The 14,996-nt window shown below is 48.2% G+C and carries 15 protein-coding genes; 8 read left to right on the top strand and 7 right to left on the bottom strand.

Translation table 11 applies throughout. From position 1 onward, the window contains the following. Positions 1-5: 5 nt before the first annotated feature. A complete protein-coding gene (gene rpsN, locus H6F72_RS06415) occupies positions 6-308 on the top strand; it encodes a 30S ribosomal protein S14 (protein WP_190432916.1) in 303 nt (100 codons plus the stop codon). Positions 309-393: 85 nt separating this feature from the next. Here the strand turns inward: rpsN and H6F72_RS06410 are convergent, their stop codons facing one another. Next, entirely contained in the window at positions 394-723 is a 330-nt protein-coding gene (locus H6F72_RS06410) for a hypothetical protein (RefSeq protein WP_190432908.1), read from the bottom strand. A gap of 257 nt (positions 724-980) precedes the next feature. Here H6F72_RS06410 and map point away from each other — a divergent pair, with 257 nt between their 5' ends. After that, on the top strand, positions 981-1,739 hold the full coding sequence (map, locus tag H6F72_RS06405) for a type I methionyl aminopeptidase (RefSeq protein WP_190432906.1): 759 nt from the start codon (positions 981-983) through the stop codon (positions 1,737-1,739). Continuing rightward, on the top strand, positions 1,714-2,304 hold the full coding sequence (gene aat, locus H6F72_RS06400; RefSeq protein ID WP_190432904.1) for a leucyl/phenylalanyl-tRNA--protein transferase: 591 nt from the start codon (positions 1,714-1,716) through the stop codon (positions 2,302-2,304). Before map ends, aat begins: the two co-directional genes overlap by 26 nt. 126 nt (positions 2,305-2,430) lie before the next feature. Here aat and H6F72_RS06395 read toward each other — a convergent pair whose 3' ends face one another. The 3 genes from H6F72_RS06395 to H6F72_RS06385 form a co-directional block, all read right to left on the bottom strand. Beyond that, entirely contained in the window at positions 2,431-4,029 is a 1,599-nt protein-coding gene (locus H6F72_RS06395; RefSeq protein ID WP_190432902.1) for a DUF262 domain-containing protein, read from the bottom strand. Between the two features lie 274 nt (positions 4,030-4,303). Continuing rightward, a complete protein-coding gene (locus tag H6F72_RS06390; protein ID WP_190432900.1) occupies positions 4,304-5,269 on the bottom strand; it encodes a hypothetical protein in 966 nt (321 codons plus the stop codon). Between the two features lie 157 nt (positions 5,270-5,426). Continuing rightward, positions 5,427-6,167: a histidine phosphatase family protein gene (locus H6F72_RS06385; RefSeq protein ID WP_190432898.1), complete on the bottom strand. Its 741-nt coding sequence runs from the start codon at positions 6,165-6,167 to the stop codon at positions 5,427-5,429. Between the two features lie 50 nt (positions 6,168-6,217). Here H6F72_RS06385 and H6F72_RS06380 point away from each other — a divergent pair, with 50 nt between their 5' ends. Both H6F72_RS06380 and H6F72_RS06375 read left to right on the top strand, forming a co-directional pair. Beyond that, positions 6,218-6,562 (top strand): NAD(P)H-quinone oxidoreductase subunit M, encoded by a 345-nt coding sequence (locus H6F72_RS06380; protein ID WP_190432896.1) that lies wholly within the window; start codon positions 6,218-6,220, stop codon positions 6,560-6,562. Between the two features lie 99 nt (positions 6,563-6,661). Further along, positions 6,662-8,116 (top strand): esterase-like activity of phytase family protein, encoded by a 1,455-nt coding sequence (locus H6F72_RS06375; RefSeq protein WP_199298925.1) that lies wholly within the window; start codon positions 6,662-6,664, stop codon positions 8,114-8,116. Between the two features lie 57 nt (positions 8,117-8,173). Here H6F72_RS06375 and H6F72_RS06370 read toward each other — a convergent pair whose 3' ends face one another. Continuing rightward, on the bottom strand, positions 8,174-8,488 hold the full coding sequence (locus tag H6F72_RS06370; protein ID WP_190432895.1) for a hypothetical protein: 315 nt from the start codon (positions 8,486-8,488) through the stop codon (positions 8,174-8,176). Between the two features lie 172 nt (positions 8,489-8,660). On the opposite strand from H6F72_RS06370, the gene H6F72_RS06365 reads away from it, so the two are divergent. Then, entirely contained in the window at positions 8,661-8,918 is a 258-nt protein-coding gene (locus tag H6F72_RS06365) for a DUF6737 family protein (protein WP_190432894.1), read from the top strand. Between the two features lie 107 nt (positions 8,919-9,025). On the opposite strand, the gene H6F72_RS06360 is transcribed toward H6F72_RS06365, so the two are convergent. Then, complete coding sequence (locus H6F72_RS06360) at positions 9,026-9,577, bottom strand: porin family protein (protein WP_242016818.1); 552 nt, start codon at positions 9,575-9,577, stop codon at positions 9,026-9,028. Between the two features lie 254 nt (positions 9,578-9,831). After that, the gene (locus H6F72_RS06355; protein ID WP_190432893.1) at positions 9,832-12,012 is read right to left on the bottom strand and encodes a pentapeptide repeat-containing protein; all 2,181 of its coding nucleotides are present in this window, start codon (positions 12,010-12,012) and stop codon (positions 9,832-9,834) included. Between the two features lie 458 nt (positions 12,013-12,470). Between H6F72_RS06355 and H6F72_RS06350 the strand changes: the two genes are divergently transcribed. Beyond that, positions 12,471-14,336 (top strand): lipopolysaccharide assembly protein LapB, encoded by a 1,866-nt coding sequence (locus tag H6F72_RS06350; protein WP_190432892.1) that lies wholly within the window; start codon positions 12,471-12,473, stop codon positions 14,334-14,336. Positions 14,337-14,488: 152 nt separating this feature from the next. Further along, on the top strand, positions 14,489-14,914 hold the full coding sequence (locus tag H6F72_RS06345; RefSeq protein WP_190432891.1) for a hypothetical protein: 426 nt from the start codon (positions 14,489-14,491) through the stop codon (positions 14,912-14,914). Positions 14,915-14,996 lie beyond the last annotated feature (82 nt).

Below are 14,996 nucleotides of genomic sequence, written 5' to 3'. Positions count from 1 at the left end.
AATTCATGGCTAAGAAAAGCATGATTGAGCGGGAAAAGCGTCGCCAGAAGTTGGTTGACAAGTACGCTCAAAAACGGGAAGAGCTACAGGAACAATTTGCCCAAGCAACTTCCCAACAAGCAAAACTTGAAATTCACCGTCAAATCCAACAGTTGCCTCGTAACAGCGCCCCCACTCGCTTGCGGAATCGCTGCTGGGTGACCGGTCGTCCTAGAGGCTACTACAGTGACTTTGGCTTGTCTCGTCACGTATTCCGGGAAATGGCCCACCAAGGTCTACTGCCCGGAGTCGTTAAGTCTAGCTGGTAAACAGATTTTGGATTTTAGGTTTTGGATTAGTCAATCATTTGCGATCCAAAATCCGAAATCCAAAATCCACGCAGTGACTACTCCATCACTGACCACAGCAGCGATCGATTCCCAAGCTATCTAAGAGCAAATCGCTGACTGCATTGGCTACAGCAAACTCGCTGAAAAAGCTTTTAGAAAAATCAAAGGCTTGCATTTCCGTGACGATGGCAATCACGAGTGCCCCTAAGTCATTTTCGCCTTCCATCCGTTGGCGAACAAAAACTTGAGTGGCTCTCTCAGCGATCTGCTGGTTAATTGCTTCAGGAATAAATTCGTGGTCTAGCCACTGACATAAAACGCTTTTTAGCCATTCTCCTTCCTGCTGGGGGTTTTCGGCAGGAGGCAGGGTGATGGGGGGAATTGGTTCGGCCATTGACCTAGCAAATTGACAACTGTTTGAAGGCAGTCTAGAGGAAAGCTAGCTCAGCTTAACTAGGATGCTTCTTGGAAACAGAGGGTTTCTCTAACCACTATACCGCTACCCCAACGCCGGATTAGAGCCTCTGAACAAACTGCAACAACCATTCAGATCGGCTTCACCAAACTAGATTTGCGAGGTTATGTTTAACCCAACTAGCAAAATTAATGTGGTGAAATAATACAGCCAAGACACAAGGGGGATTCAAGATAATGGGGAAAGAACCACTGGTACTGCTTTCGCATCGCGAAATAGACAAAATGCGTCAGGCTGGACGCTTTGCATCTGAGTTGCTGAGCCATTTAGAACCGCTGGTACGACCGGGCATTAGTACTTTAGAAATTAATGACGAAGCAGAACGTTGGACCCAAGCACACGGAGCTAAGAGTGCTCCCCTGGGTTATCATGGCTTTCCTAAGTCAATCTGTACCAGCGTTAACCATGTAGTTTGTCACGGTATCCCCAACGCCAAGCAAATTTTGAAGGAAGGCGACATCATCAACATTGATGTCACGCCGATCGTGGATGGTTTTTATGGAGATACTTCTAGAACCTACTTTGTGGGTCAACCGTCACCTCTAGCGAAAAAGTTGGTTGAAGTGACCGAGGAATCTTTAAGAAGAGGCATTGCTGAAGTTAAGCCAGATGCGCGAGTCGGAGACATTGGGGCTGCGATTCAGGAGTATGCCGAAGCAGAAGGTTTTTCGGTGGTCCAAGACTTCACAGGGCATGGAGTCCACCGCGTCTTCCATACTGAACCTTTCATCCCTCACTACGGCAAACGCGGTACAGGCAAGAAGCTGAGAGCAGGCATGGTGTTCACGATTGAACCCATGATCAACGAAGGCACTTGGGAAGTCGAAGTGTTGGATGACAATTGGACGGCAGTGACCAAAGACCGCAAGCTATCCGCCCAATTTGAGCACACCATAGCTGTAACTGAGGATGGCGTCGAAATCCTTACCCTTTGATGTTCCCACTATTGTTCAGGGATACGCTCAGGGCTATTTCTTGATGGCCGATGAGTCGGGCGCGTTGGATTGGTATTCTAGCCGTCAACGCACGCTGATTCCTCTAGATGAACAGTTTCGGTATCCGCGATCGCTGCAACGAGTCCTGAACCAAGAGCGCTTTACTGTTGCGGTGAACCGAGACTTTACCGCAGTGGTAGAAGGCTGTGCCGATCGCGAAACCACTTGGATTTCTCCGCAGCTCAAAGAAATTTACCAAGCCCTTCACGTCGCAGGTTGGGCACACAGCTTTGAAACTTGGCAGGGCGATCGCTTAGCAGGTGGAATTTTAGGCATCGTCATCGGTGGTGCGTTCATCGGCGAGTCGATGTTTTTCCGCATTCCCGATGGCTCGAAGGTGGCACTGGTGAAGCTGGTAGAACGCTTGCGATCGCGCCAATTCGTCTTCTTCGATGCCCAAATGATGAACCCCCATCTAGAACGGTTCGGAGCTTTCATCATCAAGCAAAAAGAATATCGCGTCCTACTAAACCAAGCCCTTCAACGACAGTGTAACTTGGCTTAATGAGAAATAAAAAGCAGATCTGTAGGGTTGCTCTAAATACTAAGTTTCTCGAACTGCAATAATACAATCACTAATATTAGGAAGATATGATAAAGCTATTTGGTGCCAATTCATCAGATGCATTCGTTAAATGCTATCACCAGCACAAAGCCTCCTGATTTTTTCTTCTACCAGCTTGGCTCTTTCCTTTAAAAATTCTTCATATGCTAGTACTGAGTAATCTACGAGAGACGGTAATGGCATAAGATTTGAATTAAAGATTACTTCAATATCATTTCGATTGATTGATATCAATGCAGGAAGATATTCATTAGGATTTTTATCACTAATCCAATTATTTTCCGATGCAGTAAGCATACATATATTTAGGAGCGCGTTCTGATCAAGTTGGCTACCAGTTCGCGATAAATAAGCTTTCGGGTATATGTGATGAAACTGTTTTTTATTGAATGTTGACAGCGCATCAGAAGGGTCGATACTAGCACCATTTGTTAAATTTCTCGGTCCACACAATGCGAGAAGTAGTATAAATGCCCGTGTTCTGGAGTTATTACTTCTAAAGGCTAGAGTAAGTAACTCATTGGCTGAAGGTGTAGATCCAAATGGAATCACCCCGTCTGCTGCTACTACAAACCTATCAATTGCTTCAAGATCTTTTGATACAAAGTGTTCTGAAGCACCTCTATATCGCTCAGAAAAAGAGCTTATCCAGAACCACTGACGAACACGACGTATATCATCACTTTCTAGCCGTAATCGCTTTACAAAAATGTAGCACAATATAACTGCGTATGCTTCGTATGGCAAGAAGTCCCAGCTATAAATTTTGAATTCTGTTGTTAGCAAATCCACGGTTTTAAGAAGTGCGTTCTTTACCTGAATAACGAGCTTATCCATATCTTCTTTTTCAAGATCTCGAAGGCTGAGGACTTGCTCTTTCTTTATCCCTTTATTTCTCACCGCAGAAAGACACTTCAAGACTGTATCGCCTTCAATATCTCCGAAACCCTTTGGAGTTAGGCTTTCCGAAATAATGGCTGACTCTTGGTTGAGGTCAAAAGTTTTAGACCATGTTGCAGCAACCATGAGATCATAGGTTGACAAACGAGTACCTGAACTATTAACACGTTCAAAGATTGGGCATACTTCTTCTACTGATAAACCCTTAAGGGTTACAACAGGAACTTTATAGCTTGTAAATACCTTGATTATTTGGTCAAGCCTCTCTTGTAGTCTTTCACTATCAGGGTGACTCACAAGCCCAGAACGAAAATTTAGCAGTTTCGTTGTTCTATATAGCAACCTCAGCGAAAAAACGTGAGGCTTGTGCTCTAGAGAACGCTCAATGAACACCTCATTTACCAAATCATAGGCTGCTTGAAATCCTAGATCTTCCTCCTCGGGACCAAAGCAAGAATATATAACAGTAATTCTTTGCTGGCCATCCAGTACATAATCAGTTGGAGTTAAGTCATCAGTTTCTGGAAGGCGAAATTCACCAATATTTCTTTCTGTAGCAAGTTTATTCGGTGTCTTCCAGAGCAATAGACTTCCAACAGGATAGTTACTTGCGATACTATCTAGAAGCCGTAATGCCTGCTCTTCCTTCCAAACAAATTTCCTTTGAAACTGTGGAATCTTTATCTCGCCACGACGGATACCACTGATCAAGTCCTCAATAAAAGGTGTATCTGTTGATAATCTTGTAGCAATATTAGATTTCATTTCTATTAAGAACTCTAGGTTTTCTTACTTTTCTTAGAACCAGTTGTGTACTGGATCCAGTTTTCGAAGCACTATTCAAATCCAAATAAACAGGGTAGGAAATTTTTATGCCATCTCATATCAAGTGAATGCCATGAAGCGTTTCTTACAAGAATGGTGGTTTAGGCAGCCAGGCTAGGGAACTATCTACTGCTCTTCCCAACCTTAAGGTTCGTCATACTGAAGTGTGAAAGTTCTAAACCTACTAGCCTCCAATTTTGCTAGCAGCTTGGCCTTATTTCTTTTTAGCTTCTTGCAAGGCAGCTTCACTAAAGCGTTGGTAGAGAGCAGTACGATCTTGGGCGATGCTGTAGCGCTTGTCTTGAGTAGTTACTTGGCCCATTAGGTCTGAAGCTTGTTGCCATTTTGCAGCTAGAGCTAGCCAGTCGGCAGAAGATTGGGCTGCTTTGCCATCACTAGCGGTTTGCTCAGCGAGTCTGACTGCATCGGCGAAAGGGTCGGCAGAAGTCGGTGCAGTAGTGGGAGCGATCGCAGCTTCAGGACTAGGACTAGGACTTGCTGGAACAACTGGCGAAGGGTTAGGAGCAGTAGAGGGGCTAGGGGCGATCGCAGCAGAGTTAGTACTAGTAGCGTTAGGCTCAGGAGATTGGGCCGAGTCTGGAGATGGCGTTGTATTCGCTTGGCTATTACTCTGGAATTTTGGGCCAAACCAACTGTAGGCACCCCAACCCAGCAACAGCAGGAGTAAACTCGCTAAAGTACCACCCACCACGCCTCGCTTAAATTGGCGTTGCTCCCGGACTTGGCGAGGAGAAGGAGTTTTTGGCATACCAGCTGCTTGTTCTGCTTGCTGGCTCTGCAAATCCTCCATGAACTGCTTGAACAGGTTAGGCCGAGTTAGAGTAATTTCCTGCGACCAAAGCAATTGATTTTCTGGATCGCGATTAATTTCTTCGAGCCACAACAGTTGTTGCTCTCGCACAATGCGGCTGTTAATTTTGACGCGGCGGATATTGCGGGGGGAAATCGACTCCAGAATCTGACGCACCCGCTCAACTAAAGTAGATTGCTCTAGTTGATCGACATCCGCTGCTTCGCACAAAAGCTGTAGCACGCCATCCTCAAAAATGGCTCTGGTCCTAACACCAGAATCCGCCAGCTTGTCATTCAAAACTTGAATAATCGCTGCCACGCTGCCTTGGCGGGCTTGCTTGGTAATATTTTCAATTGAATCTACCATTGTGCGCTCAGCGGTCGAAATAAAAATCCTGAACTTTAGCCGCAGTCATCCAGGTTCCCTGCTCACAATACTGTACCTTGAGGTGGATTGAAACTGTTCAAAAACCCCAGGTAGAAATCTGTCTTGACAGAGACTTTAGCGCCTCATTGTCGAGCTTTCAAGAGGCCAAATGGCGGCAATCATTAAAGCGGCGCACTTGCCAGAGATCGGTATTAAAACGGTTCTGGTCTTGCAGGTGCCAACGCGATCGATCGAGCCAAAATTCAAACAAAGCCGTATTGCGGGCATGTAAGCGCCAAGAGCGATCGCAACCCATCAACTCCGCAATCAAATGCTGCAAAATCCAGCTGTGAGTCACAATCCAAATTTGATCAGAATCTTGATGTTGGGCCAGTAACTTTTGGATGAACTGATGGGCGCGATCGCGGGCTTCCTGCAGCGATTCGGCTTCGGGAATTTGAATCCAATCCGGCGAGGTTTCTAAGGTGCGGCAAAACTCTGGGTATCGCGCCTTCGCTTCCATCCAAGTTAAGCCCTGAAAAACACCATTTTGAAACTCTGCTAGCTCATCGGCATAAGAGACTTTGAAGGTACAGGGTTTTTGAGAGCCTGTGGCTACACTCACTTGGGAAGTATCTTCACTATCGATTAGATCACTAACGGCAGCAGGCAAAGGAGCCGTAACAAAGTGATTTACCAAAATTTCGGTGGTTTGTACCGCCCGCTTTAGGGGACTGCTATAGACTGCGGAAGGCCACCAAGACTCCTCTAGTAAGCGCTGAGCCAGCTTTCCCGCTTGGATTTTGCCGTTGGCCGAAAGCTCAAACTCACCATGCCCCTGCATCCGCCGTTCTATGTTTCCCACAGACTGAGCATGACGAATAAACAGGAGTTTCATGGTCGTAGTTTAGAATGAGTCAATACACTCAATAGACCGTAACATTTCCTATGCTACTCAAGTCTACAACCCGCCACATCCACATCTTTACTGCGGAAGTGAAAGGCACCGAACTGAATCCTGCTGATGGCGTTTTGACCTTGGATGTTGACCCAGACAACGAGTTTGTATGGAATGACGTTGCCTTGCAACAGGTATATCGCAAGTTTGATGAGCTGGTTGCTGCTAATGAAGGGGAAGACTTAACTGACTATAACCTGCGTCGCATTGGGTCAGACTTGGAGCACTTTGTGCGATCGCTCGTGAAGAAGGGAGAAATCAGCTACAACCTAGAGAGCCGGGTGCTTAACTACAGTATGGGTTTGCCTCAAGTAGTTGCTAAAGACAGCGAGTAGTTTTCCCAGCAATCTTTCATGAAATCAGCCTTTTTTAAGGACATCTTAACGGCTGGGCAAGGGTTCCCTTAACCCATCATCAGTAAGTTTTGAGTGCTAATGGTTGCACTATCCACACCTCAACTGCTGACGATGAACGTAAACAAGGCTGTAAGCTCAACCCACCATTCCAAGTTACGAGTCTCCGTTGCAGGACTGACGGCAATTTTTTCGGTCGTCAGCACCTTCTATGCTTTAGGTCTATATGTGCCTGCGATCGCCGTAGAGTTGGTAGGACGCGCCGTTCTGCCAGCCAATACCTTTGCGCCTGGCCCCACTTCTGGGCAGCTAATTAGCGCGACGAATGAAGTTTCGGTGCCGTTTGTAGAGAAACTACCTGTTCAAGGTTTTTCTGCGGTGCTGCCCGGACCGAAACCAGGCACCTTTTTGGTTCTGTCAGACAACGGTTATGGGGCCAAGGCCAATTCTCCAGATTACCCCTTGCGCTTTTATGCCGTTGAACCCGACTTTGCCTCTGGGCGTGTTTTTCCAGTAAACGTAAAAAGTGGCGGGCGGTTGAGCCAGTTTAGTCGTCAAAGCTTTATCTCGCTTAGCGATCGCCGCAATAAAACTGACTTTCCCATTGTGGCGGAGCAAAACATTTATCCGGGCAGCATCTCCCCCAGCCAACCGCAAGGAATTCCAGTTGCAGCAACCATCAAATCGCGCCGCCTATTAACGGGGGCTGATTTTGATCTGGAGGCATTTCGTCGGGTGAGTGACGGAACTTATTGGTTTGGGGATGAATTTGGGCCTTATTTGTTGCATACCAGCGCCAATGGTCAACTTTTAGAACCACCCATTCCCCTACCCAACTTCCTCAAGCTGGGCGATCGCCCCTTCATTCAATCGCCTGACAATCCTGCCTTCGCCAACCTACCTACCGATCAAGAACGGGTGACGGCGGCGAATTTACCCCGCTCTGGTGGGTTTGAGGGCATGGCTCTAAATACCAGTGGCACCAAACTCTACGCTTTGCTAGAGAAGCCTGTGGTGAGTGATCCGCAGCGCGATCGCCTCCTGATTAACGAGTTTGATCTGGCAACCAAGCGCTATAGCGGAAAAGTTTTTGGTTATCGGCTAGAAGACCCCAGTCATGCGATCGGCGACTTTACCGCCATTAACGACTCCGAGTTTATTGTGATTGAACGGGACAATCGCCAAGGTGATCCCAACAATCCCAACTTTAGTGATCCTGCCCAGTTCAAGCGCCTCTACAAAGTAGATTTGCGGCAGCAAGACGAGGCTGGCTTTGTCAAAAAGGATTTACTCGTAGATTTGCTCAACATTTCTGACCCTCAAGGTCTGGGTGGTAATGGCACTGTGAACGGTCGGTTTACATTCCCCTTCGTGACGATCGAAGACGTATTGCCGATTGACGCCAATACTCTCTTGGTGATCAACGACAACAACTATCCCTTTAGTGCGGGTCGGACTCCAGGCAAACCGGATGATAGCGAGTTCATCTTAATCAAGCTGGATCAACCCTTAAATTTGGCAGCTTCTCGCTCTTAGAGCCAGCTTTTAGAAGCTATTCGAATCGTTTTGTAGGGTGGGCAATGCTCACCTTACCTATTTAGAAGTTTCTGGAATTTCCAAGCTGGCAGAGGGCGGTGTAGAAGCTGCATCCTGAGCTGCTTGCTGGCGCTTCTGCTCCAGAAATTGCTGCAACGCCACTTGCCGATTTGCCATGAAGCGATTCCAAAAACCTGGATAGAACTTGTCCATTGTTTTCGCGATCGCCCAAGCATTTACATTCAGCAACTTATAGTGGGAGCTATAGGAGTTCTGCAATTCTGTAATTTGGCCTTGCAGTTCCGGATTAGCAGGCCACTCCAGGTCAGACAAATGCTGAGTTCGGAAAGAATCAAAGTTGCGGTGAGGCATGGCGATCGCCAGAAGACACAGTTGCAGAATGGTCCAGTACCCCTTCCATCACTAGAGCAGTAGCCACACTCTAGTCATGTTTGTTTTAGCATTGTACTCAAAGTAATGTGCCTTCTAAAACACAGTTTCTTTATATAACCCCTGTTGAGTTCTGGAGCGATCGCGTCAGATTTTGTCTGAATCTTCTCAAATCAGCCCTTGGTCTTATAAGCCTTGGTGGTGCCAACCTTGGTCCATTTTGCTTACAGGTATCGCCATCATTACTGGCAGTTGGTTCCTCGCCCACACCATTTGGTTCACCTGCCTCGTTGCAGTGCCAATTCTGGCTTGGATGGGTTTCTTTATCTTGGTCTGGCCCCAACTTGTGATTCAGAGTGGCATGCTAAACCCTGATCAAACTACCCCAGAAAAGGCGATCGCCGAAGAATAGCTTTATTTCTAAATCTCTTTGGCTAGCATGACTACCTGAATAAAGAAGCCAAGAACCATCTAAATTCTGGCTCCTGGCTTCCGACTTTTAACTTCTAGTTTCTGGAATTAAAATCGATATCCGACTCCACCTTGCACAGAGACCGCTGTTCCACCACTCTCCCGGTAAGCATCAAAGGCAATAATGGCGTTGCCAAACACCACGAGTTTGCTGTTGGGCAGAGCGTAGTCAATGCCTGGTTGAATAGCAAAGGCATCTTGATTGCCTAGAGGCGAAGTAGAGTCGCCCTCTGAGAAGGAATATCCTGCTCCAATATAGGCATCCGCTTGCCAGCTCAGCGGGATGTCGTAGGACACAGTGGGCACGATCGCCGTGTTGTCATTCAGAATCAAGGCTTGGGCTCTGAGAGAAATTGGCAACTTCAGCAGCTTGTAACGCGCGGCAATGACCAAAGCATTTTCGCTGTCTTCGTTAACAGAGCCATCGGTGAGACCAATCGAGGGACCAACGCCAACATAACTCCCATAGGCAGCCTGTGCCGATGCTGCGGATGGGGCGAGACCTTCAACTCCTGCCGCTACAACAGCGCCCCCTAGAGCGATCGCCGTAGCCAACCCAGCCCAACTTTTACTTTGCGACAGGCGCTTAAGACTCTTCATTGCCAACTCCTCACTACCAGTAGCATTGATTGATTTGTCTCGCTCAATTCAACTTCAGCCGTCAGCCCTTCATCTAGGCTGATTCACCCTCAGGTCTATTCAAGCAAATTCCTAGTTTTAAACCAGGCATCTTGTTACTTATTTTCACCCAAGCAGCGCAATAATCTAGCTGATTGACTGATTAGCACAGGTTTTGCATTTTGTTTTGTAGGACACGGGTTTCGCCCGCGCCATTTACAAAACAGCGACACACCCTATTGACACTGAGAATGACGACCGCCTTGAGCGCAAATATAGGCAATCTGAGTAGGATTCAAATTTTTAGCATCGACAAAATTAGCACCTTTAAACAGACCAGACTGCGAAACACTAGGTGCTAATTGAATGAACTGGCTAGAAGGTTTAGAGGAGGAAGGTGTAAAAATCGCCCCTTGGAAGTCTGCTCCCGTAACATTGGCTCCGCGTAAATCTGCCTGATTGAGATCTGCGTTGCGGAAACTGACATGCTGCAATTGAGCATTTTTGAAATTAGCCTCTCCTAGTTGAGTCGAGCTTAGGTCCGCATACTGGAGGTTAGCTTGGCTAAAGTCTGACCCAGTCAAATCGGCTCCTTGCCACTCCGATCGCACTAAGTTAGCCAACTGAAATTTTGTGGCAGTCGCACTAGCTTGACCCAATCGAGCAGCTTGCAAATTTGCTTCGGAGAAGTCAGCATTTCCTAGATCCGCACCTGTAAGGCTGGCATGATTCAAGATAGCTTGGCGAAAATTAGCAGCAACCAGTTTGGCACTACTGAGGTTCGATTTCGACAGACGAGCCTTTGAAAGATCCGCTTTGTTAAGAATGGCCCGAATTAAATTCGTGCGCTCCATCAAAGCATTGCCTAGGAAGGCTCCGGTTAAGTTGGCATCTTTGAGTTCAGCCCCACTTAAGTCGGTAACCCAATCATCAAAGGTTCCCCAGCGCTCATCTTCGCCCGCTCCATAGAATCGACTGCCTTGCAAACTCGCGCCCGCCAAAATGGCACTTTTCAGTTGGACCCCTGATAAATCGATTTGATCCAACACGAGTGTAAATTGAGCTGCCCCTTCAGCGACGCGGCCTAGGTCTACCCGATTCAGATCGGCAGCATGCACTTGACCGCTATAGATTGTCAGCAATTTAGCGATCGCTCGTTGAGTCGCCCGTCGTCTCAACGCCAATAACTTGTACTCCTTCTCGTTATTGCCGTAGCGCAGCGACTCCAAATCAGTCTTCAAAGATTGATTCAGTCGTTGCAGGTAAGGCAGAGCATCGGGACCACTACTGACCAAAGCTTGCTGAATCGCATCAATCAGGGCAGGTTTGTCTTCTTGTCCTAACAAATCCACTAATAGCGGCACTGCCCGTGAGTCGTTCACCGTACCCAGCGCCAAAATTGCTCCTTGCCGCTCATCTGGGGCACCGGGAGAGGTGGGGGTCAGCTTACTCACCAACGCTAGAAAGACTTGATTATCCTGCTGCTTAAACTCCCGACGATTGGCTTGGCTTTGCACATAGACTTGGGTGCCCACGAAGGTGCCAAGTACCAACGCTATGCTAGAGAGCGACACGATCAGCAGGGTCATGCCAGGATGTTGCCGCATCCAGTACCACAACCCTTGCCCCCGCCAGCCTTTTTCTGGTGTCAGTACAATGGCCGCGATCGCCGCATCTTCCTCGCTCCACTGAGATGACTGCTCTGACCAAGCTTGATGGTCACGGCGCAATACCTGTACATGGTCGCTATAGATAGAAGTGGGTTGGGCTGCGTCGATCACCGTTGTCCTCGACAAGCGATCGTGCCAAGCCCACCGCCGCGCGTTGAAGCGGGCACTAAAGTTTTCACCTAATACTAGAAAACTAGCTAGCCCCAACAAAATGCTGAGATCTGGAAAGGCCCCACTATAGCGCCAGATCGTATAAGCAAGCCCCAGCGGCAAGCCCCAGCGCCCAATACCTTCTCGTACTACCGCTCGAACCAAACCGGGAGGCGCTCCCGTAGCTGTCACTACCTTGACCGCAAACCAGCGCTTGGGTTGAGTTTTGCCCGTCTTAGTGAGTGAGTACAGGTTTAGCCCCGCCACCACAAATGGAGCCACCACAGCACCAGACCACAGCAAATTTGTCAGGGGAGGAACTGTGCGATCGCGATCACCCACCGGAATCGCTAGGGTTCGGGCGATCGCCGCTTCAGCTTGAGCGACAAAGGGATTGAGTGGCACTGGCTCACTGGCAGAGTGGAGCTTGGCGTATTCCCCTAAGCTGAACGGCACCCAAGCGCTAGCCACAACTAGAGAAACCTCAATGAGCCAAGCTCCACAGCGTCGAGGTAGTAAGGGCAACCGTTTGAAGCGCCAACTAGGTAGCATTGATTGAGAGCGATTGGTGCTTCTCCTCACAGTTGGGCTCGCCATCTTCAAAAACTCCCCGTCACTAGTTATGCAGTCTATTGGTTCTTGTAATTCTTGGGTAGGAGGTCTCTACCCGCGTAGAGACTGCGTCAAGCTGAGATTAGGTTATGAAGGCGATCGTGGTGTTAAGTCATAGCTCATCAGTGCGATCTACCAACTAGTGACTAGACTTGCGCAAGCTGCCCTACCAAGAAAGCTACCCTGGTAAAGTAGGACAAATCCTTGTCCTAAAACCAACTCATACATTAGAAGTTCAGCTAAATTCCCATGCTGAATTTCAGCAGCGATCGCGACAATGGTGAGGAACAGCAGCGGACTCAGTAAATCTACTGTTGTGTCTGCGATTGTAGCGAAGAGAAGTCGCCCAAGCACGCTCAGTTTATAAGAAAAAATAAAAAAGATTGTGCTTAGCTAGACTCTCGGTAAGGTAACTAAAAATTCTCTAAAAGCGTTTAAATTCTATGGCTGATCCTGTGAGTGGTGCTACTCCACTAGCTAGTCGCTATCTAGAACTCATCGATCGCATTGTCGAAACCACACTCAAGGGCAAAATCCGCTCTAAAGAGCAGGTTTACCAAATGTTATTGCAAGAGGTGAGTGCCGGGACGGGGGAGATCTTTGAGCGTTGTTTGGGCGATCGCCTCACTGCCGCTCAACGCCAAGTCGAAATCCAAACCGATGAGCTAAAACTCGCTAAGGCCAACCGTGTCCTGAGAGCCTTACAAACGATCCAAGGTGAGTGGGAACGTTGGCAAGAGCAAAACCAAGCGACAGAAATGCTCACGACCGCAGTGCGTCAAGTCGTAGCGGCTGAGCCTGAGCAGCGCTTAACAACCTTGATTCAAGTCACCGATCCCAATCGGGGGCAAATCGTGACGCTACAGCAGTGGCAACAGCTTGCTAAAGCGTTACAGCAGCAAGCCGCTACCATCACCGAGACTGACTCTCAGCAGCAGATTGAGCAACTAGCGACAGGCATTGGGCGCGGAATTGCCGCCTGGCGTCGTTTAGAAGACCATTTGGTGGGCTGGATTTACGACCAAAACCAAGGGCAGTTAGGGTTTGAAGGTGTGCCGGGTCAGCGTGGTCCTTGGGCACTGTGGGCTAAACAAGTTGGCAGTCCCATGCCTCAATCTTTATTCCAAGCCCTCGCTCATGAGCAATCGGCGGCTGAGTGGGGGAGACATCAAACTGTGGACCTCGAAGATTGGGTTGAACTCACGGTGATTCTGCGCGGCTTACAGCAAGGTTTGGTGACCTGGTTTGACAAGTTGGTCTACGATTCCAAAGTCGGCTCTAAGCTCTCCATCTCGACGTTTCTAGCATTTGCCGTCCTGTGGTCCCAAATGGGCGTGGGTTTAGGCGATCGCTTTGCCAATGCAGCCTTTCAGAGCACACTGCAAATCCTGCGAACCTTTGCGCAACGCGAGTACTTTCCGCTTTACGGTGGCATTTTTGCTTCCTTTGCTGGCAACTATTTACGAGATGCCCTGAACTACCTAGATGAACCATTACGGCGAGCCGAAGGCACTCAGGAAAAAGCCAGAATCCTGACCTTACTCGGCTATTCTTTCCGGGCGCAGGGCCAATATGACCGGGCGCAAAATTTTCATCAACAAGCTTTGGAGCTGGCGCGGACAGCAGGCGATCGCCCCTGTGAAATCGCCAACTTCAATCACCTCAGTCGGGCTTGCGTATCGGAGAAAAATTATGCCGAAGCGATCAACTACAGTCAGCGGGCCTTGATTCTGAGTCGTCAGGCTGGGGATCGCTTGGGTGAGGCGAATGCTTTAGCTAACTTGGGTTACAGCGAAGTGCTACAAGCGCAGCAGCTAGAACAAGTTGAACCTGAAACCTACGAAAGTGCGATTGATTATTTACAGCAAGGCTTGAAATTATCTGAACGGTTAGGCGATCGCCAAAGCCAAGCCCTCTGTCTCAGCAGCTTGGGGATCGCTCATATTGTCTTAGATCAATCACAAATAGCGATCGCTTATTTAGAAGGTGGTATTCAAGCGGCGCAGTTTTCTGGTGATGTCTATTTACAAGCTCGCAACTTAGCTCACTTAGCCGAAGCCTACTACCGTCTACAAAACCTGGAAAAATCTGTTTATAGTGGCTGTTTGGGCATGTATCTTCTAGAGCAAATTGCTTCTAGTGAGTGGCGGCAACCCGCAGGGCTACTAATGATTTTGCAGGGGCAAATGGGGGAAGCAGGGTTTCAAGCAGCTTTAGAACAATATCGCCGTCAAATTGCTTCCGTGATCGGGGTCGATGGTTATGACCACATTCCGCAGCTACTAGAACAGTATCGCCACTCCACCTAATTAATTGGTAATTGGTTGTGTAGGGCTTTAGCTGCCTCAGCAATAAAAAGTTCTGTGACAATCTAGAAACATGAACATACAGTTCCGCAATTCGCCGGAAATTGCGGATACTGGAATTAGGAGCACTCCGCACTTTTTGAGGGGTGAGCAAGATGAAGACGTACAAATATTGGCTTGCTGTTCCTACAGCCCTGGTGGTGGCTTTGACAGTTGCTGGTTCAGCTCAGAGTAAACCTTTACCTGTTGCTCCCGGGTTTCAGCCTGACCCTCAAGTGCTAACAGGCACATCGGGCGGAGCTAAAAGTAGCGATTGTGGCTATGTCAGTAATACCCCCAGTCAGGTAATTCAAGTGACCCAGGCTGTTCCTTACCTGCGTTTTGCAGTGCAAAGTGAAGGACAACCCACCTTGTTGATTGATGGTCCGGGGGGACGATTCTGTTCTTTAGCAGATACTTATTCCCAGAAGCCAGCGCAAATCTCAGGTTTTTGGTCTCCTGGCACCTACTCTGTCTACGTTGGCGATCGCGGCCAAGGACAGCATGCTTACCGACTTTCCATTTCTCAGGCTCCCAACTAACAAAAGCCTAAACCGCTAGTGACTTAAACAAAAAAGTGGATGGTTCTTCTTTCAGAACTGTCCACTTTTTTAATTGAGATGG

Source organism: Trichocoleus sp. FACHB-46 (assembly GCF_014695385.1).
In the GTDB taxonomy this organism is placed as follows: domain Bacteria; phylum Cyanobacteriota; class Cyanobacteriia; order FACHB-46; family FACHB-46; genus Trichocoleus.
This window is presented reverse-complemented; position numbering and strand designations above follow the sequence as displayed.

Excerpts from the sequence above, each read along its gene's own strand:
- H6F72_RS06355 (WP_190432893.1), bottom strand. The coding sequence starts at position 12,012 with ATGGCGAGCCCAACTGTGAGGAGAAGCACCAATCGCTCTCAATCAATG.
- aat (WP_190432904.1), top strand. The coding sequence starts at position 1,714 with ATGGCGTCGAAATCCTTACCCTTTGATGTTCCCACTATTGTTCAGGGA.
- H6F72_RS06345 (WP_190432891.1), top strand. The coding sequence starts at position 14,489 with ATGAAGACGTACAAATATTGGCTTGCTGTTCCTACAGCCCTGGTGGTG.
- H6F72_RS06395 (WP_190432902.1), bottom strand. The coding sequence starts at position 4,029 with ATGAAATCTAATATTGCTACAAGATTATCAACAGATACACCTTTTATT.
- H6F72_RS06375 (WP_199298925.1), top strand. The coding sequence starts at position 6,662 with ATGGTTGCACTATCCACACCTCAACTGCTGACGATGAACGTAAACAAG.
- H6F72_RS06385 (WP_190432898.1), bottom strand. The coding sequence starts at position 6,167 with ATGAAACTCCTGTTTATTCGTCATGCTCAGTCTGTGGGAAACATAGAA.
- H6F72_RS06390 (WP_190432900.1), bottom strand. The coding sequence starts at position 5,269 with ATGGTAGATTCAATTGAAAATATTACCAAGCAAGCCCGCCAAGGCAGC.
- H6F72_RS06380 (WP_190432896.1), top strand. The coding sequence starts at position 6,218 with ATGCTACTCAAGTCTACAACCCGCCACATCCACATCTTTACTGCGGAA.
- H6F72_RS06370 (WP_190432895.1), bottom strand. The coding sequence starts at position 8,488 with ATGCCTCACCGCAACTTTGATTCTTTCCGAACTCAGCATTTGTCTGAC.
- H6F72_RS06410 (WP_190432908.1), bottom strand. The coding sequence starts at position 723 with ATGGCCGAACCAATTCCCCCCATCACCCTGCCTCCTGCCGAAAACCCC.
- H6F72_RS06350 (WP_190432892.1), top strand. The coding sequence starts at position 12,471 with ATGGCTGATCCTGTGAGTGGTGCTACTCCACTAGCTAGTCGCTATCTA.
- map (WP_190432906.1), top strand. The coding sequence starts at position 981 with ATGGGGAAAGAACCACTGGTACTGCTTTCGCATCGCGAAATAGACAAA.
- H6F72_RS06360 (WP_242016818.1), bottom strand. The coding sequence starts at position 9,577 with ATGAAGAGTCTTAAGCGCCTGTCGCAAAGTAAAAGTTGGGCTGGGTTG.
- rpsN (WP_190432916.1), top strand. The coding sequence starts at position 6 with ATGGCTAAGAAAAGCATGATTGAGCGGGAAAAGCGTCGCCAGAAGTTG.